Annotated in this window: 33 protein-coding genes; 17 read left to right on the forward strand and 16 right to left on the reverse strand. The window is 68.8% G+C overall.

From position 1 onward, the window contains the following. The first annotated feature begins 114 nt into the window (after window positions 1-114). A complete protein-coding gene (locus KX816_19210; protein QXQ08679.1) occupies window positions 115-1,281 on the forward strand; it encodes a multidrug effflux MFS transporter in 1,167 nt (388 codons plus the stop codon). Beyond that, a complete protein-coding gene (locus tag KX816_19215) occupies window positions 1,278-2,177 on the forward strand; it encodes an EamA family transporter (GenBank protein QXQ06274.1) in 900 nt (299 codons plus the stop codon). The genes KX816_19210 and KX816_19215 overlap by 4 nt, the downstream gene beginning before the upstream one ends. Here the strand turns inward: KX816_19215 and KX816_19220 are convergent. Continuing rightward, a complete protein-coding gene (locus KX816_19220; protein ID QXQ06275.1) occupies window positions 2,146-2,793 on the reverse strand; it encodes a glutathione S-transferase in 648 nt (215 codons plus the stop codon). The genes KX816_19215 and KX816_19220 overlap by 32 nt on opposite strands. Before the next feature lie 50 nt (window positions 2,794-2,843). Between KX816_19220 and arfB the strand changes: the two genes are divergently transcribed. After that, complete coding sequence (arfB, locus tag KX816_19225; GenBank protein ID QXQ06276.1) at window positions 2,844-3,263, forward strand: aminoacyl-tRNA hydrolase; 420 nt, start codon at window positions 2,844-2,846, stop codon at window positions 3,261-3,263. Between the two features lie 9 nt (window positions 3,264-3,272). On the opposite strand, the gene KX816_19230 is transcribed toward arfB, so the two are convergent. The 5 genes from KX816_19230 to KX816_19250 all read right to left on the reverse strand — a co-directional run bounded on the left by KX816_19230 (window position 3,273) and on the right by KX816_19250 (window position 6,543). Further along, complete coding sequence (locus tag KX816_19230) at window positions 3,273-4,250, reverse strand: tyrosine recombinase XerC (protein ID QXQ06277.1); 978 nt, start codon at window positions 4,248-4,250, stop codon at window positions 3,273-3,275. Then, window positions 4,213-4,866, reverse strand: coding sequence for a fructose-6-phosphate aldolase (fsa, locus tag KX816_19235; protein ID QXQ06278.1), 654 nt, complete (start codon window positions 4,864-4,866; stop codon window positions 4,213-4,215). The genes KX816_19230 and fsa overlap by 38 nt, the downstream gene beginning before the upstream one ends. A 70-nt stretch (window positions 4,867-4,936) precedes the next feature. Next, complete coding sequence (locus KX816_19240; GenBank protein ID QXQ08680.1) at window positions 4,937-5,197, reverse strand: PEPxxWA-CTERM sorting domain-containing protein; 261 nt, start codon at window positions 5,195-5,197, stop codon at window positions 4,937-4,939. Between the two features lie 483 nt (window positions 5,198-5,680). After that, window positions 5,681-6,127 (reverse strand): esterase-like activity of phytase family protein, encoded by a 447-nt coding sequence (locus tag KX816_19245; GenBank protein ID QXQ06279.1) that lies wholly within the window; start codon window positions 6,125-6,127, stop codon window positions 5,681-5,683. An 83-nt stretch (window positions 6,128-6,210) separates the two neighbouring features. Then, entirely contained in the window at window positions 6,211-6,543 is a 333-nt protein-coding gene (locus tag KX816_19250; protein ID QXQ06280.1) for a four-helix bundle copper-binding protein, read from the reverse strand. Between the two features lie 131 nt (window positions 6,544-6,674). On the opposite strand from KX816_19250, the gene KX816_19255 reads away from it, so the two are divergent. After that, a complete protein-coding gene (locus KX816_19255; protein ID QXQ06281.1) occupies window positions 6,675-7,925 on the forward strand; it encodes an argininosuccinate synthase in 1,251 nt (416 codons plus the stop codon). Window positions 7,926-8,071: 146 nt separating this feature from the next. Here KX816_19255 and KX816_19260 read toward each other — a convergent pair whose 3' ends face one another. The 4 genes from KX816_19260 to KX816_19275 form a co-directional block, all read right to left on the reverse strand. Further along, a complete protein-coding gene (locus KX816_19260) occupies window positions 8,072-9,262 on the reverse strand; it encodes a glycosyltransferase (protein ID QXQ06282.1) in 1,191 nt (396 codons plus the stop codon). A 63-nt stretch (window positions 9,263-9,325) separates the two neighbouring features. Then, complete coding sequence (locus tag KX816_19265) at window positions 9,326-9,973, reverse strand: MarC family protein (protein ID QXQ08681.1); 648 nt, start codon at window positions 9,971-9,973, stop codon at window positions 9,326-9,328. An 11-nt stretch (window positions 9,974-9,984) separates the two neighbouring features. Continuing rightward, entirely contained in the window at window positions 9,985-10,869 is an 885-nt protein-coding gene (folD, locus tag KX816_19270; GenBank protein QXQ06283.1) for a bifunctional methylenetetrahydrofolate dehydrogenase/methenyltetrahydrofolate cyclohydrolase FolD, read from the reverse strand. Continuing rightward, window positions 10,866-11,171 carry a YggT family protein gene (locus KX816_19275; GenBank protein ID QXQ06284.1) on the reverse strand — a complete coding sequence of 102 codons (306 nt, stop codon included), beginning with the start codon at window positions 11,169-11,171 and terminating at the stop codon, window positions 10,866-10,868. The genes folD and KX816_19275 overlap by 4 nt, the downstream gene beginning before the upstream one ends. Window positions 11,172-11,509: 338 nt before the next feature. Here KX816_19275 and KX816_19280 point away from each other — a divergent pair, with 338 nt between their 5' ends. After that, complete coding sequence (locus tag KX816_19280) at window positions 11,510-11,725, forward strand: hypothetical protein (protein QXQ06285.1); 216 nt, start codon at window positions 11,510-11,512, stop codon at window positions 11,723-11,725. After that, the gene (locus KX816_19285) at window positions 11,715-11,900 is read left to right on the forward strand and encodes a hypothetical protein (protein QXQ06286.1); all 186 of its coding nucleotides are present in this window, start codon (window positions 11,715-11,717) and stop codon (window positions 11,898-11,900) included. Before KX816_19280 ends, KX816_19285 begins: the two co-directional genes overlap by 11 nt. A 266-nt stretch (window positions 11,901-12,166) precedes the next feature. Here KX816_19285 and KX816_19290 read toward each other — a convergent pair whose 3' ends face one another. The 4 genes from KX816_19290 to argH form a co-directional block, all read right to left on the reverse strand. Then, window positions 12,167-13,036, reverse strand: coding sequence for a UTP--glucose-1-phosphate uridylyltransferase (locus KX816_19290; GenBank protein QXQ08682.1), 870 nt, complete (start codon window positions 13,034-13,036; stop codon window positions 12,167-12,169). Window positions 13,037-13,109: 73 nt separating this feature from the next. Further along, window positions 13,110-14,378: a diaminopimelate decarboxylase gene (gene lysA / locus KX816_19295; GenBank protein ID QXQ06287.1), complete on the reverse strand. Its 1,269-nt coding sequence runs from the start codon at window positions 14,376-14,378 to the stop codon at window positions 13,110-13,112. Between the two features lie 13 nt (window positions 14,379-14,391). Beyond that, entirely contained in the window at window positions 14,392-14,634 is a 243-nt protein-coding gene (locus KX816_19300) for a hypothetical protein (protein QXQ08683.1), read from the reverse strand. Then, the gene (gene argH, locus KX816_19305) at window positions 14,628-16,010 is read right to left on the reverse strand and encodes an argininosuccinate lyase (protein ID QXQ08684.1); all 1,383 of its coding nucleotides are present in this window, start codon (window positions 16,008-16,010) and stop codon (window positions 14,628-14,630) included. Before argH ends, KX816_19300 begins: the two co-directional genes overlap by 7 nt. A 166-nt stretch (window positions 16,011-16,176) precedes the next feature. Here argH and KX816_19310 point away from each other — a divergent pair, with 166 nt between their 5' ends. Together KX816_19310 and KX816_19315 are read left to right on the forward strand one after the other, a co-directional pair. After that, complete coding sequence (locus KX816_19310) at window positions 16,177-16,551, forward strand: TlpA family protein disulfide reductase (protein QXQ06288.1); 375 nt, start codon at window positions 16,177-16,179, stop codon at window positions 16,549-16,551. 19 nt (window positions 16,552-16,570) lie between these two features. Continuing rightward, the gene (locus tag KX816_19315) at window positions 16,571-17,665 is read left to right on the forward strand and encodes an NADH:flavin oxidoreductase/NADH oxidase (protein ID QXQ06289.1); all 1,095 of its coding nucleotides are present in this window, start codon (window positions 16,571-16,573) and stop codon (window positions 17,663-17,665) included. Between the two features lie 181 nt (window positions 17,666-17,846). Here KX816_19315 and dapD read toward each other — a convergent pair whose 3' ends face one another. Together dapD and KX816_19325 are read right to left on the reverse strand one after the other, a co-directional pair. Then, a complete protein-coding gene (dapD, locus tag KX816_19320) occupies window positions 17,847-18,677 on the reverse strand; it encodes a 2,3,4,5-tetrahydropyridine-2,6-dicarboxylate N-succinyltransferase (GenBank protein QXQ06290.1) in 831 nt (276 codons plus the stop codon). Continuing rightward, window positions 18,674-19,348 carry a pyrimidine 5'-nucleotidase gene (locus KX816_19325; protein QXQ06291.1) on the reverse strand — a complete coding sequence of 225 codons (675 nt, stop codon included), beginning with the start codon at window positions 19,346-19,348 and terminating at the stop codon, window positions 18,674-18,676. The genes dapD and KX816_19325 overlap by 4 nt, the downstream gene beginning before the upstream one ends. 102 nt (window positions 19,349-19,450) lie before the next feature. On the opposite strand from KX816_19325, the gene KX816_19330 reads away from it, so the two are divergent. The 9 genes from KX816_19330 (at window position 19,451) to KX816_19370 (ending at window position 26,944) form a co-directional block, all read left to right on the forward strand. After that, a complete protein-coding gene (locus tag KX816_19330) occupies window positions 19,451-20,941 on the forward strand; it encodes a replicative DNA helicase (GenBank protein QXQ06292.1) in 1,491 nt (496 codons plus the stop codon). A 6-nt stretch (window positions 20,942-20,947) separates the two neighbouring features. After that, complete coding sequence (locus KX816_19335; protein ID QXQ06293.1) at window positions 20,948-21,460, forward strand: cytochrome c biogenesis protein CcdC; 513 nt, start codon at window positions 20,948-20,950, stop codon at window positions 21,458-21,460. Between the two features lie 107 nt (window positions 21,461-21,567). Further along, window positions 21,568-22,593, forward strand: coding sequence for an alanine racemase (locus KX816_19340; GenBank protein QXQ06294.1), 1,026 nt, complete (start codon window positions 21,568-21,570; stop codon window positions 22,591-22,593). Then, complete coding sequence (locus KX816_19345; protein QXQ06295.1) at window positions 22,590-23,387, forward strand: ABC transporter permease; 798 nt, start codon at window positions 22,590-22,592, stop codon at window positions 23,385-23,387. The genes KX816_19340 and KX816_19345 overlap by 4 nt, the downstream gene beginning before the upstream one ends. After that, window positions 23,384-24,154, forward strand: a complete 771-nt coding sequence (locus KX816_19350; protein ID QXQ06296.1) for an ATP-binding cassette domain-containing protein — start codon at window positions 23,384-23,386, stop codon at window positions 24,152-24,154. The genes KX816_19345 and KX816_19350 overlap by 4 nt, the downstream gene beginning before the upstream one ends. Before the next feature lie 23 nt (window positions 24,155-24,177). Continuing rightward, the gene (locus KX816_19355) at window positions 24,178-24,693 is read left to right on the forward strand and encodes a sigma-70 family RNA polymerase sigma factor (protein QXQ08685.1); all 516 of its coding nucleotides are present in this window, start codon (window positions 24,178-24,180) and stop codon (window positions 24,691-24,693) included. Continuing rightward, window positions 24,690-25,421 (forward strand): anti-sigma factor, encoded by a 732-nt coding sequence (locus KX816_19360; protein ID QXQ06297.1) that lies wholly within the window; start codon window positions 24,690-24,692, stop codon window positions 25,419-25,421. Before KX816_19355 ends, KX816_19360 begins: the two co-directional genes overlap by 4 nt. Before the next feature lie 121 nt (window positions 25,422-25,542). After that, window positions 25,543-26,115 (forward strand): fasciclin domain-containing protein, encoded by a 573-nt coding sequence (locus KX816_19365; GenBank protein QXQ08686.1) that lies wholly within the window; start codon window positions 25,543-25,545, stop codon window positions 26,113-26,115. Window positions 26,116-26,302: 187 nt separating this feature from the next. Further along, on the forward strand, window positions 26,303-26,944 hold the full coding sequence (locus tag KX816_19370) for a PEPxxWA-CTERM sorting domain-containing protein (GenBank protein QXQ06298.1): 642 nt from the start codon (window positions 26,303-26,305) through the stop codon (window positions 26,942-26,944). Window positions 26,945-26,993 lie beyond the last annotated feature (49 nt).

Consider the following 26,993-nt stretch of genomic DNA (forward strand, 5'->3'; position numbering starts at 1 on the left):
GGGCAGGGCCTTTCTTTCGTCCCGTTCGCGCGTTACCGCTTACGCTGCACCGCACAAGGCACTCCCATGCACGCCCCCGCGCCGCGCCCGCATCCCTCGCGGGGCACCATCCTGTTGCTTGGCTCGCTGACGGCGTTCGGCGCGCTGACCATCGACCTGTACCTGCCGGCGCTGCCCAGCATCGCCCGCGAGTTCGGGGTCGGGGCGGCCGCGTCGCAGCAGACCCTTGTCGCGTTCTTCGTCGGCATGTCGCTCGGGCAGCTGGTCTACGGGCCGATCTCAGACCGCATCGGACGGCGGCCGCCGCTGCTGTTCGGCATCGCGCTGTACATCGTCGCGTCGCTCGCCTGCGCCTTCGCCCCGACCATCGGCGCGCTGGTCGCTGGGCGTTTCGTCCAGGCGCTGGGCTGCTGCGCCGGCATGGTGGTGGCACGCTCGGTCGTCCGCGACCGCTTCGACCATCAGGATTCGGCGCGCATCTTCTCGCTGCTGACCCTGGTCCTCGGCGTCGCGCCGATGATCGCGCCGACGGTCGGCGGCTGGCTGGTGACCGTGACGACGTGGCGGTGGCTGTTCGGTATCCTTGCCACGGCGGGCGCGGCGGTCGGCTTCGCGGTGGTCTTCAACCTCGACGAGTCGCGGTCGGCCGAGACCGCAGCGAAGGCGCGTGCCGAGACGCCGCTGTCGGCGTATCTGGCGCTGCTCAAAAAGCGCCGGCTGATCGGCTACCTGCTCGCGAGTGCGCTCGGCGGCGCTACACTGTTCAGCTACATCGCCAGCGCACCCGACCTGATCATCGCAATCTGGGGCTTCTCACCGCGCGCCTTCGGGCTGATCTTCGCGGTCATCGCGATCGGCGTTATCGGGTCGAGCCAGGTCAACCGCTGGCTGCTCAACACCTATTCCGCCGACCACATCCTCGGCATCGCGGTGCTCTTCGCGGTCGGCTTTGGGGTGGCGTTGCTCGCCGCGACCCTGGTCCATGCCGACAAGTGGATCGTGCTCGCGCTGATGTTCGCGACACTGAGCATGAACGGCCTGTGCGGAGCCAATGCGCTGGCCGGCGCGCTGTCGGTCGATCCGCTGCGCTCCGGGTCGACGTCGGGGATGTTCGGCGCGTCGAGCTTTGCCTTCGGGGCGGGCGCGGCGGCGCTGGCAGGAGCGTTCCACGATGGCACCGAGCGGCCGATGGCGGCGGTGATGGCCACCAGTCTCGTGCTGGCGGCGGTCGCGCTCTATGGGCTGGCGCTGCCCCGGCGCGGCGAGGCCGAGCTGCCATGACGCAGGAGTTCGGCTGGCGTCCGGCGCTGCTGGCGCTCGCGGTCGTCGCCGTCTGGGGCGTCAATTTCGCGGTCATCAAGGTCGCGCTGGGGGAGCTGCCGCCGCTGCTGTTCGCGGCGCTGCGCTTCACCTTCGCGGTGTTCCCGCTGATCCTGTTCGTCAAGCGCCCCGCGGTCCGCTGGTGCCAGCTCGCGCGCTACGGCCTGTTCATCGGGCTCGGCCAGTTCGGACTGCTGTTCATCGCCGTCGACGGGCTGATCTCGCCCGGCCTCGCGTCGCTGCTGCTCCAGGTCCAGGTGTTCTTCACCATCGGCATGGTGATGCGCGGCACCGGCGAGCGGCTGGCCGGCGTGCAGTGGATCGCGCTGGCAATGGCCGCGGCCGGGATCGGCATCATCATCGCCCACGTCGGCGGCTCGACCACCATCCTCGGCGTCGGCCTGTGCCTGACCGCGGCGTTCTGCTGGGCGTCGGCCAACATCGTCAACCGCAGCATCGGCCAGGTCAACATGCTCGGCTTCATTGTCTGGTCGAGCGTCTTCGCGGTGCCCCCGCTGTATGCGCTGGCGTTTGCATTCGAGGGCTCGGACCGGATCGTCGCGGCGCTCGGCCACGCCGGGCCGGGGGCGTGGGCCGCGGTCGCCTACCAGGCTGTCGGCAACACGATGTTCGGCTACGGTGCCTGGGGCTGGCTGCTGGCGCGCTATCCCGCCAGCGCGGTCGCGCCGATGTCGCTGCTCGTGCCGGTGTTCGGCATGGGCACCGCCGCCGCCTGGCTCGGCGAGCCGCTCGAGCCGTGGAAGCTCGCCGCTGCCGCGCTGATCATCGGCGGCCTCGCGGTCAATCTGCTTGGGCCCAAGGTGTTCAGGCGGCTGTCGGCGGCTCCGGAAGGGTGAGATTGTACGGCCCGCCGCGGTTCAGCGACGCCTGCCATGCGGCCCGCGACTGGATACGCCGGACATAGGCCTCAAGGTTCGGGAAGTGGGCCGCGCCGCCCTGCGCCACCGCGATCTCGGCGACGAAGCTCATCATGATGTCGGCCCCCGACAGCGTATTGCCGACCAGCCAGTCGTTGTCGCCGAGGCTTTCCGAGAAGAAGTGCAGGTGGCTGTGGATTTGCTCGTCGATACGCGGCTTAAGCGGCGCGGCGGCGTCGCCGAGTCGGCCGGTGTACAGCTTGAGCAGCAGGGGCAGCATCGCCGAGCCTTCGGCGAAGTGCAGCCACTCCAGATATTGCTCGTGAAGCGCGGTGCCCGGGGCCGGTTGCAACGCGCCCTGGCCATAGGTGCGGATCAGGTAATCGGTGATCGCGCCGGATTCGGAGAGGCGCAGGTCGCCGTCGTCGATCACCGGCGACTTGCCGAGGGGGTGGATCGCCTTCAGCTCGGGCGGTGCCAGCCGGGTCAGGTCGTCGCGCATGTAGAACACGATGTCGTAGCCGGTGCCGAGCTCCTCGCAGAGCCACAGGATGCGCTGCGAGCGCGAATCGTTGAGGTGGTGGACGGTGATCAAGGCGGCGGCTCCCCGTGGCGGCTGGTTGTGGGAGCTTGTAGGGTGCCGCGATGATCGACGTCACCCCCGAAATCTCGATCGACGAAAGCGAGTTCGGCGAGACCTTCATCCGCGCCTCCGGGCCGGGCGGGCAGAACGTCAACAAGGTCAGCTCGGCGGTGCAATTGCGCTTCGATGCGCGGCGCTCGCGGGCGCTGCCGGACGAGGTCGCGGTGCGGCTGATGCGACTGGCGGGGTCGCGCTTGACCCGCGACGGGGTGATCGTGCTGACCGCCGACCGCTTCCGCGACCAGGCCCGGAACCGTGTCGACGCCCGCGAGCGGCTGGTCGCGATGATCGTCCGCGCCGCCGCGCCGCCGGTGCCGCGCCGTCCGACCAAGGTCACCAAGGCCGCCAAGGCCCGTCGCGTCGACGGCAAGGTCGCGCGGGGCACGGTGAAGGCGACGCGGGGGCGCGTGCGTTCCGACTAGGCTGGCGGACTAGGCCCGCGGATGGGCGTTCCGGTACACGTCGAGCAGCTGCGCCGCGTCGACAGCGGTGTAGATCTGTGTCGACGACAGGCTGGCGTGGCCGAGCAATGCCTGGATCGAGCGCAGGTCGGCCCCACGCGCCAGCAGGTGCGTCGCGAAACTGTGGCGGAGCGCGTGCGGCGTCGCGCTGGCCGGCAGCCCGAGCGCGACGCGGGCGGCGGCCATCGAGCGGCGCACCAGTTCGGGCTGCAGCGTGCCACCCTTGGCGCCGCGGAATACCGGGCCGCCGCGCGGGAACGGGCACAGCTTGAGGTACAGTTCGACCGCCTCGCGCACCGCGGGGAGAAGTGGCACGACGCGCGTCGTGTTGCGCTTGCCGGTGACGCTGAGCGTTTCGGCGAACGGCAGGTCGGCGGCATCGAGCGCAAGGGCCTCCGAAATCCGAAGGCCCGCACCGTAGCACAGCAGCAGCACCGCGGTGTCGCGCGCCGCGATCCATGGCTGGACTGCAAACTCGCCAGCGTTCTTCGCCAGCGCCAGCGCCGAGGCGGGATCGACCGGGCGTGGTACCCGGCGGGGAACTTGCGGCGACTTGAGCCGCGCCACCGCATCGCGCTTGAGGCCGTAGGCACCGGCCCCCCAGGCGAAAAAGCTTCTAAGCGCCGCGACCTCGCGCGCCAGCGAGGCGTTGAGCAGCCCGGCACCGCGGCGATGCGCGAGATAGGCACGCAGGTCGGTGACCTCGAGGCTGTTCAGTGCCGGAATGTCGACCGGCCCGCCGAGTTGCAGCCCCATGAATGCGACGAAGCCGTGCAGGGTTGCTGCATAGGCCCGCAGCGTATGGGGCGAGCGGCGGCGGGCATCGCCAAGGTGCGCGACGAACGCGACGACCAGCGCCGTGGCGGGGTGGCTGTCGAGGATCGCCACGGCATGCGCTATCGGGAGCGGTTCACGCGATCGTCTGCCCGGTCTTCGCCCAGTCGGCATCGAACGCCGCCAGCCCGCTCCCGGTCAGCGGGTGGTTGGCGAGTGCGCGGATGACGCTCGGCGGCATCGTCGCGACGTCGGCACCGATCTTGGCCGCCTGCAGGACGTGGACCGGGTGGCGGACGCTGGCGACCAGGATCTCGGTCTTGAAGTCGTAGTTGTCGTAGATGATCCGGATATCCTCGATCAGCTGCATGCCGTCGTAGCCGATGTCGTCGAGCCGCCCGACGAATGGCGAGATGAAGGTCGCGCCCGCCTTGGCTGCGAGCAGCGCCTGCGCCGGGCTGAAGCACAAGGTGACGTTGGTCATCACGCCGTCCTTGCTCAAATGGTGGCAAGCGGTCAGCCCGGCCATGGTCAGCGGCAGCTTGATGCAGATGTTGCTGCCGAGCTTCTTCAGCACCTCGGCTTCGCGGAGCATCCCGGCGGTGTCGGCGGCGACGACCTCGGCCGATACCGGGCCGGGGGTGAGCGCGGCGATCTCGCGGATCACCTCGAGGAACTGCCGTCCCGACTTGTGGATCAGGCTGGGGTTGGTGGTGACCCCGTCGAGGAGCCCGGTCTCGGCCAGTGCCGCAATTTCGGCGGTGTCAGCGGTGTCGACGAAAAACTTCATGTGCGGGCGGCTCCAGTGTCAGGCCGCTGTAGGCGAGCGCGCCGCGCTCGCCAAGCCACGGGGCGCAGGTTTAGACGGCGGCAGCGACAACCGGCCGGCGGCGCATCGCCGAACCGACGAGGCCGAAGCCGATGATCAGCATCGCCCAGGTCGCGGGCTCGGGGACGCCAGCGACCTCGAAGGTCAGGAACTGGCTCGGCAGGCCCGCAGTGAAGTTGTTGTCCGCGACCAGCACCAGGCTGCGGCGGCCGTTCTCGAGGGTCTTGCCGAAGGTGATGCCCTCGATGTTGTCGATCGCGAAGCCGAGGTTGTCGAGGTCGGCGACCAAGATCTTGGTGACCGCGGTGAAGCCGCCGCCGGCAAGGCTGGGGATCCCCGAGACATCGGTCGCGCCGCCGATGTCGAACTGGTAGATCTTGATATCGTAGCCGGCACCGATCGAGAACGAGCGCTCGACCGCGAGGAACGAGGTGCTCGACAACGCCAGCAGCTCGGTCAGGCCGTTGACGTAGAATTGGTTCGCCGGCACCGGCATCTGCGCGACGGCGTCGAGCGGATAGGCGAACTCGGCGGTCTCCAGCCCGGTCACTGCATCGAACTGAAGGATGCGCGACGTCGCGCCGGCGGTCGGCGTCGCCTGCGGTCCGTCCTGGTAAAGCGCACTCTCGGTCGCGGCGAACAGGCTCTTGCCATAGGGCGTGAAGGCCAGGCTCTCGAAGGCGAGGTTGTTACGGATGCCGGTGCTCTGGTCGGCGGTCGGGTTGTACTTCGCGGGTACCGCGAAGTCGCGGACGTAGGTGCCGTCGGCGTTCATCTAGCGAATGGTCGGGTTCTGGAAGGCAGCCGGGGTCGATGCGTCGCCCTCGCTCGACCAGACGTAGGTGCCGGTCGAGGTCTTGCGGATCGACTCCGGGTCGACGCTCGCCGCCGGAAAGGCGGAGCCGTCGGGACGCTTGATGACCGTCGTCTTCACCGGGGTCGCCGCCGTGAAGCTGGTCGAGGTGTAGGCGAGGTCGAAGTTATAGAAGCGCGCCGGGTTGAGCTGCGACCGGTCGTCGGCGATCGCCGTGTAGAGTCCCGTCGTCTTGTCGTAGTCGATGCCCGACAGGCCGCCGACCCGCGTGCCTTCATAGGTCGCGTCCGCCGCGAGAGTCTGCAGGCCGATGAAGCGGACCGCAATCGGCGGTGCCACGGACGCGGCCGCAGCGCTGGCGAGCAGCACGGCGTTGACGGCGAGCAGGGCGGCAGTGGCGAACTTCATCAGGTAATCCTCGTAAAGCGAGGCTTCACCTAGATGACCGCCGACGACAGGTTTGTGGCAGTCCGTGGTTGGTTCAGCGAAATCTAGGCCGCCATTTCGCGACAACTGGCGGCGCAGGCGCGGCATGCGGCGACGCAATCCTCCATCCCGTCGAGGCCCTCGCAGCTGTCGGCGCATGCCTCGCAGACTTCGGCACAGGCAGCGCAGATCGCAGAGTGGTGCGACGACGAGCGGAGCATGAAGTCGGCGGCAGTGGCGCAGATCTGCGCGCAGTCGGCCATCAGGCGGAAGTGCAGCGGCGCGACATGCTCGCCACCTTCCTCAAGGCAATGATTATAGGCCATCGCGAGGCAACTGCCGTGACAGCGGTTGCACGCCTCGATGCAGGCCTGGATCATCGGATCGAGAGGGTTCATTCCAGCCTTCTTCGCAACTGCAGCATAGCGTTCGCGGTTGCACAACACGGCAAACCCTGAGTCGTTGCATCGCGGAACCCCGCCGCTATGGTGCGCGCGCTTTCGCCGCCCCTATCCGCAAAGGTTTGCCCGTGTCGCAGGACGTCAAGAAATTCACCGGAGCCGGTGGCGCGGCCTCGGGCGTCAACAAGGTCGTGCTGGCTTTCTCGGGCGGCCTCGACACCTCGGTGATCCTGAAGTGGCTGCAGCAGACCTACCAGTGCGAGGTCGTGACCTTCACCGCCGACCTCGGCCAGGGCGAGGAGCTCGAGCCGGCGCGGCGCAAGGCCGAGCTGATGGGGGTCAAGCAGATCTTCATCGAGGACCTGCGCGAGGAGTTCGTCCGCGACTATATCTTCCCGATGATGCGCGCCAACGCGCTGTACGAGGGCCAGTATCTGCTCGGCACCTCGATCGCCCGGCCGCTGATCGCCAAGAAGCAGATCGAGATCGCCCGGATGGTCGGCGCGGACGCGGTCAGCCACGGCGCCACCGGCAAGGGCAACGACCAGGTTCGCTTCGAACTCGGCTATTACGCCCTCAACCCCGACATCCGCATCATCGCACCGTGGCGCGAGTGGGACCTGACCAGCCGCGAGGCGCTGATCGCCTTTGCCGAGGCGCACCAGATCCAGATTCCCCGCGACAAGCGCGGCGAGTCGCCGTTCTCGACCGATTCTAACATCCTGCACACCTCGTCGGAGGGGAAGGTGCTCGAGGACCCGTGGGTCGAGGTTCCGGACTATGTCTACAGCCGCACCGACAACCCCGAGGACGCGCCGAACACGCCCCAGTACATCACCGTCGATTTCGAGGGCGGTGACGCGGTCGCGGTCGACGGCGAGGGGCTGAGCCCGGCGTCGCTGCTGGCGCGGCTGAACGACCTTGGCAAGACCCACGGCATCGGGCGGCTCGATCTCGTCGAGAACCGCTTCGTCGGCATGAAGTCGCGCGGCATGTACGAGACGCCGGGCGGCACCATCCTGCACATCGCCCACCGCGGCATCGAGCAGATCACCCTCGACCGCGGCGCCATGCACCTGAAGGACGAACTCGCGCCGAAATATGCGGGGCTGATCTACAACGGCTTCTGGTTCAGCCCGGAGCGCGAGATGCTCCAGGCCGCGATCGACCACAGCCAGAAGAAGGTCACCGGCACGGTGCGCCTGAAGCTGCTCAAGGGCATGGCGCAGGTGGTGGGGCGCAAGTCGCCGTTCTCGCTGTACTCGCCGGGAATCGTGACGTTCGAGGACGATGCGGGGGCGTATGACCAGCGGGATGCGGAGGGGTTCATCAAGCTGAACGCGCTCAGGCTACGGTTGCTGGGGCGGCGGGACCTTTAGGGGCGCAGCGCGGCTATTCGTTGATCGTCATCCCGGCGAAAGCCGGGACCCAATCTACTGCGAGCGCGGGCGTGTCGGAATGGCTCACGGCTTTCGCCGGGATGACGATCTTCAACTATTCCCCCGCGACGCCAAAATCCCCGCCCCTACTCCGTCAGCAGCGCCGTGAAGAACCCCGTCACCAGCGCCTGCACCCCGAGCGCGCACAGCAGCACCGACGGAATCGCCACCCGCATCAGCGACTCGGTCGCCATGTCGCCGTAGCCTGCCCCCGCCCAGCCGAACACCGCGCCTGCCGCGAGCGCGATCCCGGTCGCCAGCATCGCGCCGCCCGCCACGCAGCCGCGGTCGATGCTGAACCACTTGCGCGCCAGGACCGTGCGCGGGCTGGACGGCCACAGGCCCTCGCGCACCCCGAACAGGCGGGCGACCACGGCAAAGCTCATCAGTTGCGCGCCGATGATCACCCCGGCGGCAGAAAACAGCATGGTGTGGACCCCGAGCCGGACCTCGCCGACCGGCAGGTCGCCCGGCAGCAGCAGCGCCAGCCCCAGCCCTCCCGCCAGCGCCAGCAGCGCGCCCGGATAGAAGAACAGCCACTTCGGCGCGAAGGTCAGCAGGAACTTCAAATGCCGCCAGCCGTCGCGCCAGCTCCGCAGATGCGGCGGCCGCGACCGGCCATCGGGGGACAATGTCGTCGGCACTTCGGCCAGCCTGAGTCCCGAGAGCTGTGCCTTGACGACCATCTCGGAAGCGAACTCCATCCCCGTCGTCTTCAGCCCGAGGTTGAGGATCGCGGCGCGGTCGAAGGCGCGCAGCCCGCAGTGGAAATCGCCGATCGGCGCGTTGTAGAGGACCCGGCCCGCGAAGCTGAGCACCGGGTTGCCGAGGTAGCGGTGCAGCGGCGGCATCGCGCCCTTGGCGATCCCGCCGAGAAAGCGGTTGCCCATGACCAGCTGGTCGCCGGCGCGCAGCCGCTCCAGAAACGGCATCAGGCCGAGGAAGTCGTAGCTGTCGTCGCTGTCGCCCATCGCCACGAAGCGGCCGTGCGCCGCCGCGATCCCCGCCGCCAGTGCTGCGCCGTAGCCTCGGAACGGCACGGGCACGACGCGGGCGCCGAGGGCTTCGGCGATGTCCTGGCTGCCGTCGGTCGAGCCGTTGTCGGCGATCACGACTTCGCCCGCGACGCTGTTTTCGGCAAAGAAACGCATCGCCTTGGTGATGCAGATCGCGAGCGTCTCGGCCTCGTCGAGGCAGGGCATGACGATCGACAGCTCGACCGCATTGGGTTCGAGGGCAATGACCTCGTGCCGCGCGAGATTGTCCCTGGTCGTCATCGATGCACCCCTGGCCCGCGAAATTCGCCCGAAATTCGACCGCACAACTAGGTGATGACAGATTTACGCCAGATGAAAACTCTCGCGTATGCCGTCGATGACGAATTGCGCCGCGAGTGCTGCTAGCACCACACCGAGCAAGCGCGTGATCATCGCCTCGATCTTGTCGCCCATCAGCCGCATCAGCGGACCCGCCGCGAGCAGCGCCGCTAGCGTGATCACCATGACCGCCGCCAGCGCGCCCAGCACCGTCACCCGCGCCTCGAACCCCTGCGCCTTGGCCATCAGCAACATCACCGCGGCGATCGACCCCGGCCCCGCCAGCATCGGGATCGCCATTGGAAAGACGCTGATATCCTCGGCTTCCAGTGGCTTGCCCTCGGCATCGCAGTCGCGGGCGACGTCGCCGGCGCGTTCCTCGCGCCGCTTGGTGCGGGTTTCGAAGACCATGTCGACGGCGATCAGGAACACCATGATGCCGCCCGCCAGCTTAAACGCCGGCAGCGTAATGCCGAGCGAGGTCAGGAACGCCTTGCCGAACAGCGCGAACAATAACAGCACAACCGCCGCGATCGCCGTCGAGCGCAGCGCCATGTTGCGGCGGTGCGCGCCACTTGTCCCGGAGGTCAGCGACGAGAAGATCGGCACGCAGCCCGGCGGATCGAGGACGACGAACAGCGTCACGAACGACGAGACGAAGAGCGCCAGCAGGTCGGGAGCGGTCACGGCGTGGGTGCCGCCAGCCCGGCGCGGGCGTGAGCCGCGAGCAACGTGTTCCGGAGCAGGCAGGCGATCGTCATCGGGCCGACGCCGCCGGGGACCGGGGTGACTCCGGCCGCGATTTCGAGGGCCTCGGCAAAGGCGACGTCGCCGACCAGCTTCGTCTTGCCCTCGGGGATGCCGATGCGGTTCATGCCAACGTCGATGACCGTCGCGCCGGGCTTCAGCCAGCTGCCCCGCACCAGTTCGGGCACACCCACGGCCGCGACGACGATGTCGGCACGCGCGACGTGGGCCGCGAGATCGCGGGTGCGCGAGTGGGCAACGGTGACCGTGCAGCTCGCCCCGACCAGCAGCGCCGCCATCGGCTTGCCGACGATGTTGGAGCGCCCGATGACCAGCGCCTCGAGGCCGCTGAGGTCGCCGAGCCGGTCCTTGAGCAGCATCAGGCAGCCCGACGGCGTGCACGGTACCAGCCCCGGCAGGCCGCTCGCCAGCCGCCCAGCATTGACCGGGTGGAAGCCGTCGACGTCCTTGTCGGGGTCGACCGCGGCGATGACACGGGCCTCCGAGATATGCTTCGGGCACGGCATCTGGACGAGGATGCCGTCGACCGCGTCGTCGGCGTTGAGCCTCGCGACCAGCGCCAGCAACTCCGCCTCGGGGACGTCGGCGGGGAGGCGGTGCTCGAACGACACCATGCCGGCCTCTACGGTCTGCTGGACCTTGTTGCGGACGTAGACGTGGCTCGCGGGATCGTCGCCGACAAGGACGACCGCGAGGCCCGGGGCGCGCCCGGTCGCGGTGATGAAGGCCGGGACCGCGGCGGCAACGCGCGCGCGCAGACCTGCCGCGAACGTCTTGCCGTCGATAACGCTGCCGGTCACCGTACCCCGGCGTCGAGCAGCATCGCCCCGTACAGGCGCTGGATCAGGATGATCGCCAGCCACAGCACCAGCGGCGACAGGTCGATGCCGCCGAAGTCGGGCAGCACCCGGCGCAGCGGGCGCAGCAGCGGGGAGAAGAAGCGGTCGAGCCCATCGATCACCGCGCCGACGAAGCGGTTCGAGGTGTTGACGACGTTGAACGCCACCAGCCACGACACCACGGCATAGGCGATCAGCAGCCAGATCACCCACTGCAGCACGACGTAGACGATGAAATCGGTGATCGCGAGCAACGTGTTCAAAGCTTCACCTCAGGGGGGCACGACGAAGCCTCCATCTAGGGTGCGGCGTGCTGCGGCGCAACGCGTGCGGGCTTTACGCGGGCTTCACGGTCGCACCCCCGTTTCACATGGCGACGACGCATGCCGGGCGCCCATCTTGCAAGCTGGAGACGGGGCTGACCCGTCCCGGAGGCGGAGCCGATCCGCCAGGAAAGACGCAAATGATCGACTGGCTTGCTGCACGCCGCCCGACCGACCTGATCCTGATGGCCGCGACCCTGTTGTCGCTGGTGGCCGCAGGTGTCCAAGCGGTTCTCGACTGAAGTTCCGCTTCGCGCTGTTACCTCAGGAGTACCGACATGGCCTATCATTTCGACGATCGCCGCGACCACACGATCTTCTACGTCGGCGAGGATGCCGAGCATCACCACGTCGTCCAGGAGAACCACGGCCGCGTCGGCGGCACCTTCGCGAGCCGCGCCGAGGCGGTGTGCTTCGCCCAGCAGGCGGCGCAGGCGGTGCCGGGCGCGCTGGTCCTGATCGCCCCGACGCTGGCCGGCCGCCATGCCGGCTGACCATCCCGGCGGCGGCGCAGCCCGTGCCGCCGATCCGCTCGCGGCCGCGTGGCGAGCCTGCCAGAGGCTCCCGCGTTGCCACGGTGCCGCCCTGTTCGTCGGCGGCTATGCGAGCGTCGTGGTGATCTTCACCGCGGCATTGTCAGGGTTGGTCGAGATGCTCGCGACACCCTGACGCCTGAGGACGGCCATCGGACCAAATTGTCATCCCGGGCTTGACCCGGGACCCAGCTAACCTGGCGGTACAGCTTCGGAGTTAACTGGGTCCCGGGTCAAGCCCGGGATGACAATGGCGCACGTCAGCGCCGACGCTGGCAGGACGGGGTGTGTGAGTTCCGTCTCTTCCCGTCATCCCCGCGAAGGCGGGGACCTATCAGCCCAAAATGCTGTGGTGATGGGTCCCCGCCTTCGCGGGGATGACGGGTGGGTGTGGGTTAGACCCTACCCCCGCGCGTCCAACCATTCGCGGACCTGCGGGCCGACGTCGTCGCGGGCCAGTGCCAGCGCGATGTTGGCGGTAATGAAGCCGGCCTTGTCGCCGCAGTCGAAGCGCTCGCCGCCGAACGTCAGGGCGTGGAAAGGCTGCACCCCGATCAGCTCGGCCATCGCATCGGTCAGCTGGATCTCGCCACCGGCACCGCGCTTGTGCGCCGCGAGGTGCGTCATGCACTCGGGCTGCAGGATGTAGCGGCCGACCGCGGCGAGGCGCGACGGCGCGGTGCCGGCGGCGGGCTTCTCGATCAGGCCCTTCACTTCGGTCAGGACGCCGTCAACGACCCCCGGCGAGACGATGCCGAAGCGGTTGGTGTGCGCCTCGGGCACCTCGACGACGGCGATGACGTTGCCGCCGACGCGTTGGTAGGCGTCGTTCATCTGCTTGAGGCAGGGGTTCTCCGGCGACCACAGCAGCTCGTCCGGGAGCAATACCGCGAACGGCTCGCCGGCGGTGATAAAGCGCGCGCACCACACCGCGTGACCAAGGCCGGCGGGCTCCTGCTGGCGGACATAGGCGATGCGGCCGGGCTCGAGCTGGGTGGTCTCCAGCACCGCGAGCTCGGCGTTTTTGCCCTTGGCCTTGAGGCTGGCGACCAGTTCACCCGCGACGTCGAAATAATCCTCCAGCGCCGACTTGCCGCGCGCCGTCACGAAGACGAGCCGCTCGATGCCCGCCGACAGCGCCTCGTCGACCGCATATTGCAGCAGCGGCTTGTCGACGACCGGGAGCAACTCCTTGGGCACTGCCTTGGTCGCGGGCAGGAAGCGCGTACCCTGGCCCCCGACGGGGAAGACGGCGGTCTTGACGGGGCGAATGGTCACGCGGGAGACTCCTCGGTTGCAGGTCGGTGACTACGCGTCGCTGATTACGCGTCGGTTTAGACGGCAACTAAACCAGCCACGGCGCGCGCGTATCCAGCGCCATCATCTCGGCCGCGCTGCGCCGTGCACTGACCAGGGCCCAGCGGGCGCCCGCGACCATCACCTCGGGCACCAGCGAACGCGAGTTATACGTCGATGCCATCGTCGCGCCGTAGGCTCCGGCGGTCGTGAAGGCGATCAGGTCGCCCGCCACGACCGAAGGCATGTCGCGGTCCTCCGCAAAAGTGTCGCCGGTCTCGCAGACCGGGCCGACGACGGTCGCGGTCATGCGGTCGGGCGTCGCGGCCACCGCGACGATGCCGTGCCAGGCGTTGTACAGCGACGGGCGCAGCAGGTCGTTCATGCCGGCGTCAACGACCACGAAGGTCCGCGCGACGCCCTGCTTGAGCAGGATCACCCGGCTGACCAGCACGCCCGCATTGCCCGCGATCATGCGCCCGGGTTCGAAGATCAGGCGGACCGGCCAGCCCCGCGTCGCGCGCGCCACCATCCGCGCGTAGGCGGCGGGTTCGGGCGGCGGTGCGACATCGGGGCGGTATGGCACGCCGAGGCCGCCGCCAAGGTCGATGCGCTCGACCGAATGCCCGGCGACGCGCAGCCGTCCGGCCAGCGCGCCGAGCCGGTCGAAGGTTTCTTCCAATGGCCCCAAGTCGCTAAGCTGGCTGCCGATGTGCGCGGCGATGCCGAGCGGGCGCAGGAAGGCGTGGCCCGCGGCCTGCTCGAACGCCGCTTCGACGCGGACCAGCGGGATGCCGAACTTGTTGTCGTCGCCGCCGGTCGAGATCTTGGCGTGGGTCTTGGCGTCGACGCCCGGGTTGACCCGGACCGCCATCGCGACGGGTAGGCCGCGCTCGGCAGCGACCGCGCCGAGCATGTCGATCTCGGCCTCAGACTCCACATTGAACTGGTAGATGCCCGCGTCGATGCCGGCCTCGAGCTCGTCCTTCTGCTTGCCGACGCCGGAGAACACGATGCGCTCCGGCGGTACGCCCGCTGCCAGCGCTCGCGCCAGCTCGCCGCCGGACACCACGTCGGCCCCGGCCCCGGCCTTGGCCAGCGTCGCCAGCACCGACAGGTTCGGGTTGGCCTTGGCGGCGAAGGCGACCAGCGGCGGAGCGTTGCCGAGGTGTGCGACGGCGTCGGCGAAGACCCGGTAGTGGCGCTCCAGCGTCGCGCTCGAATAGCAATAGAACGGCGTCCCGACCTCCGCTGCGAGGCGGGACAGGTCGACGCCCTCGGCGTGGAGAACGCCGTCGATCGAGTTGAAATAATCCATCAGTTCAATGCAATCAGCCGGGGGGCGGGAGGTCGAAGCGGTCGTTCTTGCGCTCTTCAGACCGTTTCAGAGGGTCGTCGATGCGATCAGGCGCAGCCTGCGGCGCGAGCTTCAGTTGCTGCTCGGGCGTCGGCGGGACCAGCGCATCGGCGGGGCGCGGCGGCGTGCGGTCGGGCGCGGTCGGGGTCAGCGGCCCGAGCTTGCCGCAGGCGGCGAGCAGCAGCGCGACGGCGATGACGACGAAACGCTTCACGATACAGCCTCCGCAGCGGCAATGGCTTCGCGAACCCGGGCCGGGGCGGTGCCGCCGAAACTGGAGCGGCTCGCGACCGAGGCCTCGACGGTCAGCACGTCGAACACGCGCGCGTCGATGCGCGGGTCGATAGCCTGCAGCGTCGCCAGCGGGAGTTCCGCGAGTCCGAACCCCGCAGCCTCGGCGGCAGCGACGGCACGCCCGGTGATGTGGTGGGCCTCGCGGAACGGCACGCCGCCCTCGCGGACCAGCCAGTCGGCAAGGTCGGTGGCGGTCGAGTAGCCGGCACCGGCGACGGCGCGCATCCGCTCGGGCATGAACTCCAGCGTCGCCACCATTCCGGTCATCGCCGCGATGCCGAGGCTGAGCAGGTCGTAGGCCTCGAATACCGGCGGCTTGTCGTCCTGCATGTCCTTCGAATAGGCCAGCGGCAGGCCCTTCATCGTCCCCGCCAGCGACACCAGGCAGCCGAGCAGCCGGCCCGAATGACCGCGCACCAGCTCCGCCGCGTCTGGATTGCGCTTCTGCGGCATGATTGACGAACCGGTCGAGAAGGCGTCGGGGAGCCGCACGAAACCGTAAGGCTGGCTCGCCCATATGACGATCTCCTCCGCCAGGCGCGACAGGTGCAGCCCGGTCATCATGGCGGCGGACAGGAACTCCAGCGCGAAGTCGCGATCGGAAACGCTGTCGAGCGAATTTGCGGTCGGGCGGTCGAAGCCGAGCGCCTTCGCCGTGCTGTCGCGGTCGATCGGGAAACCGGTCCCGGCCAGCGCGGCGCTGCCGAGCGGGCATTCGTTGAGGCGGCGACGGGCGTCGGCGAGGCGCGAACGGTCGCGACCTGTCATCGCGACATAGGCCATCAAGTGGTGGCCGAGCGTCACCGGCTGCGCGATCTGCAAATGGGTGAAGCCCGGCATTACCGTGCCGGCATGCTCCTTGGCCCGGTCCAGCAACGCCGCGTTAAGGGCCGCAAGCCCCTCGTCGAGCGCGTCGATCGCATCGCGTACCCATAAACGGAAATCGGTCGCGACCTGGTCGTTCCGCGACCGCGCGGTGTGAAGGCGTCCGGCAGCCGGGCCGATCAGTTCGGCCAGCCGCGTCTCCGCGTGCATGTGGATATCTTCGAGCGCCGGGTCCTCGACGAGGCCGCCCGCTTCGTATTCCGCGGCGATGGTGTCGAGCCCGCCGAGAATCGCCGCGACATCGGCAACGTCGACGATGCCCTGCGCGCCCAGCATCGTGGCATGCGCCTTCGAACCCGCGAGGTCCTGACGCCACAGCCGCTTGTCGAAGGAAATCGAGGCGTTTATGTCGCGCATTACCGCCGCCGGGCCGCCGGCGAAGCGGCCGCCCCAGAGTTGATTGGATGTTTCGATGCGCGTCGTGATCGGGATCGTCCTCGGCTTGTCGCTGGCCTCGTGCGGGGCGCCGGGCTCGGCTGCCGCGGATAAGGGAAAGGCGGGGGCGTCGCAAGGCAAGCCGCTTGCCGCGCGCCTCGATCGCAGCCACGTCGGGCAGGCAGCGCCAAAGGTCAGCTTCGAAATGCGCGACGGCAGCAGCGCCACGGTCGCCAGTTTCGCGGGCAAGCCGGTGCTCGTCAATTTGTGGGCGACGTGGTGCGTGCCGTGCCTCGCCGAACTGCCGGCGCTCGACGACATGGCGGAGGGCCACCCCGGCCTCGTCGTGCTGGCGGTCAGCCAGGACCTCGGCGGCTGGCACGCGATCGACAAGTTCTGGACGCCGGGCAAGTTCGAGACCCTGCAGCCGCGCCTCGACAAGCCGGGCAACTTCGCCCAGGCGATCGGCGCGGGCGGCCTGCCGATGTCGATCCGCTACGACGCCCGCGGCCGCGAGGTCTGGCGCATCGCCGGGCCGGTCGAGTGGAACACGCCCGCCGCCGCAGCGGTCCTCAAATAGCCGTCAGGAGTTCGACCGCATGGCCCAGCTGTTCACGCCGTTCGAATTCGGCGGCCTCGCGCTCGCCAACCGCATCGTGATCGCGCCGATGTGCCAGTATTCGGCGGTCGACGGCTGCATGACCGACTGGCACACGCTCCACCTCGGCCATCTCGCGCTATCGGGCGCGGCACTGCTGACCATCGAGGCGTCGGCAGTCGAGCCCGAGGGCCGCATCACCTACGCCGACGTCGGGCTGTACGACGACGCCAGCGAGGCGGCGATGGCGGGTGTGCTGGCGACCATCCGCCGGCATTCGGACATGCCGGTGGCGATCCAGCTCGCGCATGCCGGTCGCAAGGCCTCGACAAAGGTGCCGTGGGACGGCGGCGCGCAGATCGCTCCCGGCGAGCCGAACGGCTGGCAGACCGTCGCGCCCTCGCCCGACCCGTTCACCGGCGGCGCCGCCCCCTCGACCGCGCTCGACACGGCCGGGATGGCGCGGGTTCGCGATGCCTTCGCGGCGTCGGCAAGGCGCGCGGTCCGGCTCGGGCTCGACGCGATCCAGCTCCACGGCGCGCACGGCTATCTGCTCCACCAGTTCCTGTCGCCGCTCGTGAACAAGCGCACCGACGACTACGGCGGCAGCCTCGAGAACCGCATGCGCTTCCCGCTCGAGGTCTTCGACGCGGTGCATGCTGCCGCCCCCGGCATCCCTGTTACGATGCGCGTCTCGGGCACCGACTGGGCCCCCGGCGGCTGGGACGTCGAGCAGACCGTCGCCTTCTCCCGCGCCCTCGAAACACGCGGTTGCGCCGCAATCCACGTCTCCAGCGGCGGCGCGGTCGCGCACCAGCAGATCGCCGTCGCGCCCGGCTACCAGGTGCCGCTGGCGCGCGCCGTCAAGCAGGGCTGCGGGCTCCCCGTGGTCGCGGTCGGGCTGATCGCCGAGTACGAGCATGCGGAGGCGATCGTCGCCGGGGGCGATGCCGACCTGATCGCGCTGGCCCGGACCATGTTGTACGATCCGCGCTGGCCGTGGCACGCGGCGGCGCATCTCGGGGCGAAGGTCAAGGCGCCGAACCAGTACCTGCGGTCGCAGCCGCGGCGGTTCAAGGATCTGTTCGAGGGGTAGGCAAGACCATACCCAACCGTCATCCCCGCGCAGGCGGGGACCCATCACCCCAGCATTGAGAGGTGATGCTCAACGGTCCGCCCGTTCGTCCCGCATTCCGGGGGGATGGGTCCCCGCCTGCGCGGGGATGACGGTGAGCGCGAGCGCACCGACCTGATCGCGTTCCGGCTGCGCCGTTAAATCAGTCCCGCAGCAACTCGTTGATCGCGGTCTTCTCCCGAGTCCGCGCGTCCACCCGCTTGACGATCACCGCGCAACTGAGGCTCGGCCCCGGCGTCCCGTCCGGCAGCGGCTTCCCCGGCAGCGCGCCCGGCACCACCACGGAGTAAGCTGGCACCCGTCCGAAGAAGATCTCGCCCGTGGCGCGGTCGACAATCTTGCTGGTCGAGGAGATGAACACCCCCATCGACAGCACGCAGCCGCGCTCGACGACGACGCCCTCGACGACCTCGGAGCGCGCGCCGATGAAGCAGTCGTCCTCGATGATCGTCGGGCCGGCCTGGAGCGGTTCGAGCACCCCGCCGATGCCGACGCCGCCCGACAAATGGACGTTCGCCCCGATCTGCGCGCAGCTGCCGACCGTCGCCCAGCCGTCGACCATCGAGTTCGCGCCGACATGCGCCCCGATGTTGACGAAGCTCGGCATCAGCACGACGCCGGGCGCGATGTAGGCGCCGCGCCGGACGATGCTGCCTGGCACGGCGCGGAAGCCCGCGGCGCGAAACCGTGCCTCGTCCCAGCCGTCGAACTTGGACGGGACCTTGTCCCACCAGTACCCGCCGCCGGAGCCGCCCTCGATCAGCGCCATGTCGTTCAGGCGGAACGACAGCAAGACCGCCTGCTTGAGCCACTGGTTGACCTTCCAGCCACCGTTGCCGTCCGGCTCCGCGACCCGTAACGAGCCGTCGTCCAGCCCCGCCAGCGCCGCGTCGACCGCAATCCGCAACTCGCCGCGCGTGTCGGGCCCGACCTCGGCCCGTACTTCCCAGCCCGCTTCGATGACCGACTTCATGCTGATTCCAGTTCGTTGACGATGCCGCCGAGCCATGCGCCCAGGTCGGTGATCCGATAGTCGATATAGTCGCCCGCGACGTCGGGCCCCTGCTCGCTGCCGTTGTCGATCCATACCGTCGTCATGCCGATCGCCTTCGCCGGCGGCAGGTTGCGCGCCATGTCCTCGACGAACAGCGCGGTGGTAGGGTCGATCGCATAGACCGCGCACAGCCGGTCGTAGGCGTGGGCGTCGGGCTTGGGCCGATAGTCCATCGCATGGACGTCGTGGATGGCCTCGAAGCTGTCCTCCAGCCCGAGCCGCGCCAGCACCCGCTCGGCATAGGGCAGGTCGGCGTTGGTGAAGATCAGCTTGCGACCGGGCAGCCGCTGCAGCGCATCGACCAGCGCGGCGTCGTGCTCGACCACCGACACGTCGATGTCGTGGACTCGTGCCAGGAAGTCGTGCGGGTCGACCCCGTGCTCGTTCATCAGCCCGCGCAACGTCGTGCCGTGGGCGTGGAAGAAGTCCTTCTGGATGCGCCGCGCGGCGACCGCGTCGACCTTGAGCAGGTCCTGGATGAAGCTGCCCATGTGTGCGTCGATCTGCGCGAACAGGTTGCACGACGCCGGGTACAGCGTGTTGTCGAGATCGAAGATCCAGGTGTCGATACGGGCAAGCGGGTGCGTCATCGCGGCGGGTATAGCAGCGGCGCACAGCCCGCCAACCGCTTATCCAGAGGGTCGTCCACAGGCGCGCATTGCCGTGCGGGGCCGGTGGGGCGACAAGGCCGGATGATCAACCCGTCGCCCCTGCGAATCGTGCCGACCGCCGCCGAAGCCGCCGCGCTGCCCCAGAACCTCGAGGCCGAGGCGGCGCTGCTCGGCGCGCTGATGATCGACAACCGGCTGGTCGAGGATGTCATGCTCAAGCTTAGGCCCGAGCATTTCCACGAGGCGCTGCACGGTCGCATCTACGAAAAGATCCTGGCGCTCGCCGATCGCAACATGATCGCCACGCCGGTTACCCTGAAGCCGTTGTTCGAGAGCGACCAGGCGATGCAGGAGGTCGGCGGCACCGCCTATCTCGCCAAGCTGACCGAGCAGTCCGGGGCGCTGATTGCCGCGCGCGACTTCGCCCAGCAAATCTATGACCTCGCCCTCCTGCGCGAGATGATCCGCGTCGGTCGCGACATGGCGGCGGGTGCGCTCGACACCGCCGCCGACATCGCGCCGCTGGCCCAGATCGAGGCGGCGGAGCTGGCGCTGTACAAGGTCGCCGAGCAGGGCGAGGTCGCGGGCGCGGTCAAGACGTTCCGGATGGCGACGCAGGAAGCGCTCGGCATGGCCGAGCGTGCGATGAAGTCCGGCGGCAATTTGTCGGGCTACACCACCGGCCTCGACGGGCTGAACGCCAAGCTCGGCGGCCTGCACAAGTCCGACCTCATCGTGCTCGCCGCGCGCCCGGCGATGGGCAAGTCGGCGCTCGCCACCAACATCGCCTTCGCCTGCGCCATGCGGGCCCAGCAGGACGCCGCCGAGGGCATCGAGGAGAGCAAGCGCAGCGGCACCGGCGTCGCGTTCTTCAGCCTCGAGATGTCATCCGACCAGCTCGCGACCCGCATCCTCGCCGAGCAGTCCGGGGTCAATTCCGAGCAACTGCGCAAGGGCCTGATCAACCAGACCGAGTTCAACAGCCTGGCGCGTGCCGCCGGAGCGCTCAGCGAGCTGCCGTTCTACATCGACGACACGCCGGCGCTGTCGATCGCGGCGCTGCGCACCCGCGCCCGGCGGCTCAAGCGCCAGCGCGGCGTCGGCTTCATCATCGTCGACTATCTCCAGCTGCTCCAGGGTTCGGCCCGGACCTCCGAGAACCGCGTGCAGGAGATTTCGGAGATCACCCGGGGCCTGAAGACGCTGGCCAAGGAGCTGCAGGTGCCGGTGCTGGCGCTGTCGCAGCTCAGCCGCGCCGTCGAGAACCGCGAGGACAAGCGCCCCCAACTTTCCGATCTTCGCGAGTCCGGCACCATCGAGCAGGACGCCGACATCGTGCTGTTTATCTACCGCGAGGAATATTATCACAGCCTCAAGCAGCCCGACATCGAAGACCGCGAGCAGCACGCCAAGTGGGCCGAGCGCGCGGCCTCGCTGCACGGCTTGGCGGAAGTTATCGTCTCGAAGCAGCGCCACGGCTCGACCGGCACCGTCCGGCTGACCTTCCACGGCGCCAGCACCAAGTTCGCCGACCGCGCCGAGGAAGCCTATCTGCCCGAGCGGCGCGACTGACGGCCCGTGACGTTTAGCGACCCGCGCTTCATCAGCTACGCCGCCGCGGGCGTCGGCATCGCGGTCCTGCTGTTCTTCCGGCTGCGCGCGATGCGGCGCGCGAAGCCGCTCAAGCTCGAGCGGCTGTGGATCATCCCGGCGCTCTACACGGCGTTCGCCTGCGCCTTGTTCTGGAAACTGCCACCGCACGGGCTGCAGTGGCTGACCGTCACGGCGGCGCTGGCGGTGGGTGCGGGCGTCGGCTGGCTGCGCGGCAGCACGATGCGGATCGCGGTCGACCCGGTCACCCACGACCTCAACCAGCGCCAGTCGCCCGCCGCGCTGGTGCTGCTCGTGGCGCTGATCGGGATGCGCTACGTGGCGCGCGAGCATTTCGGCGGCGACCTCACGCACGCCGGCGCCGGGGTGATCGACGCGTTCGTGGCCTTCGCAGTCGGGCTGCTGGCGCTGCAGCGCGTCGAGATGTTCCTGCGGGCGCGAAGGCTGCTGGGGGAAGCGCGGGCGAGGCGCACGACCTGATCGCCTGATTTGTCATTCCGGCGAACGCCGGAATGACAAACGTAGTTACGTGCAGCTACAGTCGCCGCAGGTTTGCAGCACGCGTCGTGGCGGCTAAGCCACTTCCAATGCACCTCCCCGCGCTCCGCCTGACCGTCGATACCGCCGCCCTCGCCGCCAACTGGCAGTGGCTGCGCGCCCGCGGCGGGTCCGCGACATGCGGCGCGGCGGTCAAGGCCGACGGCTACGGCCTCGGCGCGCGCGACACAGTGAAAGCCCTCGCGGCTGTGGGCGCGACCGAGTTCTTCGTCGCAACCTGGGCCGAGGCCGCGGCACTCGGCCGGATGCCGCCAGGCACACGGCTGGCCGTCCTCCACGGCCTGATGCCCGACGAGCTGCCGCTGCCGGGCATCGTGCCGGTCCTCAACACCATCGCGCAGGTGACGCGCTGGCAGGCCGCGGGCGGCGGACGCTGCGACCTGATGGTCGACACCGGCATGAACCGGCTCGGGCTGAGCCTCGCCGACGTCGCGGCCCTGCCCGCGGGCCTCGACGTCGATGTCCTGCACAGCCACCTCGCCTGCGCCGACGAGCCGGATCACCCGATGAACGCGGCACAACTCGCGCGTTTCCACGGCGTGGTCGCCGCGGTCCCGCACCGCCGCGCTGCCCTCGCCAATTCGGCGGGCATCTGCCTCGGCGCGGATTATGCCTTCGACCTGACGCGGCCCGGCATCGGGCTGTTCGGCGGCGTCATGCACCCCGCCGCGGCCGGCCACCTGCGCAGCGTCGCCGGGATCGAGGCGCGGGTCGTGCAGGTCCGCGATGTCGGCATCGGCGAGACCTTCGGCTACGGCGCAACCTGGACCGCGGCGCGTGCCAGCCGGGTCGCGGTGATCAACCTCGGCTATGCCGACGGCTACCGGCGCGCCTTTGCCGGCAGCGGCCACGCTTTCGCCGGCAACACTGCCTGCCCGGTCGTCGGCCGCGTCTCGATGGACCTCACCGGGGTCGACGTCACCGGGGTCGACGTCGCCGAGGGCGACTGGCTGCGGGTCGACTTCGACCTGCCCGCGGCATCGGCAGCGACCGGCATCGCGCAATATGAGTTGCTGACCGGGCTTGCGGGCCGCTATCAGCGCCGCTTCGCATGAACCGCCTTGCCCACCAGTTCGCCGCGCTGCTGACCGCGATCGGCCACCTGGTCATCGAGGGCCTGGCGTCGATCGGCCGCGTCACGCGCTTTGCCGGACGCGCGGTCGCCCATGGCGTGCTACCGCCGTATTACCCGGCGCGGCTGGCGGAGCAGGTCCTGATCATCGGCTATTTCTCGCTGCCCGTCGTCGGGTTGACCGCGGTCTTCATCGGCTCGGCGCTGGCCCAGCAGATCTTCATCGGCGGCAGCCGCTTCAACGCCGCCTCGACCGTCCCGGCCGTCGTCGTCATCGGCATCGTCCGCGAGCTCGGGCCGGTGCTGGGCGGCCTGATGGTCGCCGGCCGGGTGTCGTCGGCGATGGCGGCCGAGCTCGGCACGATGCGGGTCACCGAGCAGATCGACGCGCTGGCGACGCTGCGCACCGACCCATTCCGCTACCTGATCGCGCCGCGCATCGTTGCCGCGGTGCTGGTCATGCCGGTGCTGGTGCTGGTCGCCAATGCGGTCGGCGTGCTCGGCGGCTTCCTGCTGGCGACCAACAAGCTCGGCTTCAACAGTGGCAATTATCTTGCCACGACAATGCATTACCTCAAGCTCGACGACGTCGCCTCGTCGATGGTCAAGGCGGCGGTGTTCGGCTTCATCATCGCGCTGATGGGCTGCTACCACGGCTTCAACTCGAGCGGCGGCGCCGCCGGCGTCGGCAAGGCGACGACCAACGCGGTGGTCAGCGCGTTCATTTTGATCCTGCTGTCGAACCTGATCATCACCGTGATCGTTTTCGGTTCGTGACAGAGATTCCGAAGATCGCCCTCAAGGGCATCCGCAAGCGCTTCGGCGACAAGCACGTCCTGAACGGCGTCGATCTCAACATCTGTGCCGGCGAATCGATGGTTATCATCGGCGGCTCCGGCACCGGCAAGTCTGTGACGATCAAGTGCATCCTCGGGCTGATACGGCCCGATGCGGGCCACATCGAGGTCGACGGCGTCGACACCACCCACCTCAAGGGTCGCGCGCTGGCGGCACACCAGGCGCGCTTCGGCATGCTGTTCCAGGGCGGCGCGCTGTTCGACTCGCTCAGCGTCTGGAAGAATGTCGCCTTCGCACTCGACCAGTCGCAGGGCAGCACACGGCTAAAAGCGGCAGCGATCGACAATCTCGCACGCGTCGGCCTCGGCGCCGACGTCGCCGACCTCCGGCCCTCCGAACTGTCGGGCGGTATGCAGAAGCGAGTCGCGCTGGCGCGAGCGATCGCGCCGCGCCCCGAGATCATCTTTTTCGACGAACCGACCACCGGACTCGACCCGATCATGGCCGATGTGATCAACGACCTTATCGTCGAGCTGGTAAAAGATCTGAAGATCACCGCCCTGACGATTACCCACGACATGGCCAGCGTGCGGAAGATCGCCGACCGTGTGGCGATGCTCTACAACGGCCGCATCGTCTGGCACGGACCGCGCCAAGGCATTGACGCGACTGGAAATCCGTACGTTTATCAGTTCGTCAACGGGCGGGCAGAGGGGCCGATCAAGATGGCGGTGCGCGGTCAGTGAGCGGAGCGGGCGCGCTGGTTGCCTTGCTCGACCGCACCGCCAGCGGCGATCTCCCGGCGTTTCGCGGCCTTTACGATGCGACGTCCGCAAAACTATTCGGGGTCATCCTGCGTATCTTGCATGAGCGGGGTGAGGCGGAAGACGTTTTGCAGGAAGTTTACACCATCGTCTGGCGCAAGGCGGCAGAGTTCGACGCGACGCGCGCCAGCCCGGTGACGTGGATGGCGACGATCGCCCGCAACCGCGCGATCGACCGCCTGCGCGCCCGCGGCAGCCGTCCGACGGTGCCGATCGACGCCGCCGCCGAAGTCCGCGATGAGCGTCCCGGTGCCGATGACCTACTGAGTGCGAGCGACGAGGCACGGCGCCTGAACGCGGCACTGGGCAAGCTCGACGCCCGCCATGCGGCCGCAATCCGCAGCACCTATTTCGACGGACTGACCTATGAGGCGTTGGCGGTGCGCGAGGGCGTGCCGGTCGGGACCCTCAAAAGCTGGGTCCGACGTGGCCTGATCCGGATGAAGGGAGAACTCGCGTGACCGAGTTCGACCCCGCCGACCCGATGCCCGACGACGACGCACTGGCGATGGACTTTGCCCTCGGCGTGCTCGACCGCGAGGCTCGGATGGCAGCGCAGTTGCGACTGGCGCGCGACCCCGCCTTTCGCGCCGAAGTCGAAAGCTGGCAGGCGATGCTCGCGCCGCTGGCCGAGGCGGTCGCCCCGGTGACGCCGCCGCCAGCGCTGTGGGACCGTATCGCCGCCGAGACTTCACCCGCGACGACATCGCCCGCGAAGCCACGCGTCGCGCCCGCGGCAGCCCCGTCCTTGTGGTCGAGCCTTGGCCTGTGGCGCGGGCTGGCGGCGGCCTCGCTCGCGCTCGCAGCAATCGTCTCGGTGATCCTGATCGAACGGCCCGGTCGCTCGACCCAGCCGCTGCTCGTCGCGACGCTGTCGTCACCGACCGGTGGCGCAATTCTTACCGCGACCTACGATGCAGCGCGTGGCGCTGTCATTCTCGCCCCCGCCGGCAAGTCCGACGCGGAGGGCCGCACGCCAGAATTGTGGGTGATCGAGGGCGACAAGCCGCCGCGCTCGCTCGGCACCATCGACATCGACACCCCGACCAGCCACGCGATCCCGGTCGAGCGCCTGAAGGGCCTCGCGGTCGGCTCGACGCTGGCGATCAGCCTCGAGCCCAAGGGTGGTTCGAAGACCGGGGCACCGACGGGTCCGATCGTCGCGACGGGCAAGCTGACCGGCATCTAGCCTTGCAGCCGGTACCCGCGACGCACCGCCGCGGTACCGCTTGCAACCACCACGCAACCACATCCGTATCCTCGAGGTCCGCATATTGGGCGGCGTACCCCAGGAGAGTTTCACGATGACGATGTCGAAGCACATGCTCGGCGCTGCCTTGTTCGCGGTCGCCGCCGCCGGTCTTGCGGGCGGCAGCGCGAGTGCCGCGATGATGCACGGCAAATCGGTGATGGTCGGCGGCGCGCCGATGCTACCGTCGAAGAACATCATCGAGAACGCGGTTAATTCCAAGGATCACACGACGCTGGTGGCTGCAGTCAAGGCTGCCGGCCTCGTCGACACGCTGTCGGGCCCGGGCCCGTTCACGGTGTTCGCGCCGACCAACGAAGCCTTTGCAAAGTTGCCCGCCGGCACCGTCGAGTCGCTGGTCAAGCCCGAGAACAAGGGCACGCTGACCACCATCCTGACCTATCACGTCGTCAGCGGCACGATGGACTCGAAGGCTATCGCCGCGGCGATCAAGGCGGGCAAGGGCAAGGCGATGCTGCACACCGTCCAGGGCGGCGACCTGACCGCGTCGATGTCGGGTGGCAAGCTGGTGCTGACCGATGCCAAGGGCGGCACGTCGACCGTGACCATCAAGGACGTCTACCAGTCGAACGGCGTCATCCACGTTGTCGATACCGTGCTCATGCCGCAGTAGGCGGCCGTCTCGGCCACCGCAAAGGGCGGGCGGAAAGGGCGGGCCGAAAGGTCCGCCCTTCTTCGTACCGGCCGACACCACGCGCTCGGCGAGGATCGTACCGCAGACAGTGTTAACGCCGCGATAACATTTGACAGAAGGTCGTTTCGTTATAACAACGAGCCTAATAATTCTCTGGGGCAGCCGAATGATCAAATCTCTTGTCGTTGTCGCGTCGCTTGCGTTGGCCGCGTCACCGCTCGCCGCAGTCACGGTGACCAACGCGGCACCGATCACTGTCCCGGATCCCGGCGAGACGACCAGCACGATCAACGTCGCCGGGCTGGGAAACATCACCGGCCTGACGGTGACGTTGAACGGCCTCACCCACAGCTATCCCGACGACCTGGTTTTCGGCGTGCTGAACGAGAGCCTCGGCCTGGGCTTCGTGTTCCTGAGCGGTGCGGGTGGCAGCGACAACATCGACGGTGTCACCCTGACGTTCGGCGACGCGGCATCCAGCGTCCTGCCGAAGTCGTACGTCGGGGGTGCGATCGTCTCCGGCACCTTTCTGCCCTCGAACTTCAGTGGATTCGCGTTTACCTATTTCCACAATGCCGGGTCGTTCGCCGCCTTCAACGGCTTCAGCGCCAACGGTGCCTGGACGCTGTACGTCGACGATATCTCCTCTTCTGACGGCGGCTCGATCGCCGGCGGCTGGAGCCTGAATTTCACGACCGTCGCCGGTGCCGTGCCGGAACCGGCGACGTGGGCGCTGATGCTCGGCGGGTTCGGCCTCGTCGGCGGTGCCATGCGCCGCCGCGGCACCCAGCCTCGCGGCGCCGCCTGACGCCGGCAAGCTTCGGCGACCAAGCGAAGCGGCGGGCTATCTGTCCGCC

Source organism: Sphingosinicellaceae bacterium (assembly GCA_019285715.1).
Classification (GTDB): Bacteria; Pseudomonadota; Alphaproteobacteria; order Sphingomonadales; family Sphingomonadaceae; genus Glacieibacterium.

Excerpts from the sequence above, each read along its gene's own strand:
- KX816_19215 (QXQ06274.1), top strand. The coding sequence starts at position 1,278 with ATGACGCAGGAGTTCGGCTGGCGTCCGGCGCTGCTGGCGCTCGCGGTC.
- arfB (QXQ06276.1), top strand. The coding sequence starts at position 2,844 with ATGATCGACGTCACCCCCGAAATCTCGATCGACGAAAGCGAGTTCGGC.
- KX816_19230 (QXQ06277.1), bottom strand. The coding sequence starts at position 4,250 with ATGCCGACTGGGCGAAGACCGGGCAGACGATCGCGTGAACCGCTCCCG.
- fsa (QXQ06278.1), bottom strand. The coding sequence starts at position 4,866 with ATGAAGTTTTTCGTCGACACCGCTGACACCGCCGAAATTGCGGCACTG.
- KX816_19245 (QXQ06279.1), bottom strand. The coding sequence starts at position 6,127 with ATGAAGTTCGCCACTGCCGCCCTGCTCGCCGTCAACGCCGTGCTGCTC.
- KX816_19250 (QXQ06280.1), bottom strand. The coding sequence starts at position 6,543 with ATGAACCCTCTCGATCCGATGATCCAGGCCTGCATCGAGGCGTGCAAC.
- KX816_19260 (QXQ06282.1), bottom strand. The coding sequence starts at position 9,262 with ATGACGACCAGGGACAATCTCGCGCGGCACGAGGTCATTGCCCTCGAA.
- KX816_19280 (QXQ06285.1), top strand. The coding sequence starts at position 11,510 with ATGGCCTATCATTTCGACGATCGCCGCGACCACACGATCTTCTACGTC.
- KX816_19285 (QXQ06286.1), top strand. The coding sequence starts at position 11,715 with ATGCCGGCTGACCATCCCGGCGGCGGCGCAGCCCGTGCCGCCGATCCG.
- lysA (QXQ06287.1), bottom strand. The coding sequence starts at position 14,378 with ATGGATTATTTCAACTCGATCGACGGCGTTCTCCACGCCGAGGGCGTC.
- KX816_19310 (QXQ06288.1), top strand. The coding sequence starts at position 16,177 with ATGCGCGACGGCAGCAGCGCCACGGTCGCCAGTTTCGCGGGCAAGCCG.
- KX816_19315 (QXQ06289.1), top strand. The coding sequence starts at position 16,571 with ATGGCCCAGCTGTTCACGCCGTTCGAATTCGGCGGCCTCGCGCTCGCC.
- dapD (QXQ06290.1), bottom strand. The coding sequence starts at position 18,677 with ATGAAGTCGGTCATCGAAGCGGGCTGGGAAGTACGGGCCGAGGTCGGG.
- KX816_19325 (QXQ06291.1), bottom strand. The coding sequence starts at position 19,348 with ATGACGCACCCGCTTGCCCGTATCGACACCTGGATCTTCGATCTCGAC.
- KX816_19330 (QXQ06292.1), top strand. The coding sequence starts at position 19,451 with ATGATCAACCCGTCGCCCCTGCGAATCGTGCCGACCGCCGCCGAAGCC.
- KX816_19340 (QXQ06294.1), top strand. The coding sequence starts at position 21,568 with ATGCACCTCCCCGCGCTCCGCCTGACCGTCGATACCGCCGCCCTCGCC.
- KX816_19345 (QXQ06295.1), top strand. The coding sequence starts at position 22,590 with ATGAACCGCCTTGCCCACCAGTTCGCCGCGCTGCTGACCGCGATCGGC.
- KX816_19365 (QXQ08686.1), top strand. The coding sequence starts at position 25,543 with ATGTCGAAGCACATGCTCGGCGCTGCCTTGTTCGCGGTCGCCGCCGCC.
- KX816_19370 (QXQ06298.1), top strand. The coding sequence starts at position 26,303 with ATGATCAAATCTCTTGTCGTTGTCGCGTCGCTTGCGTTGGCCGCGTCA.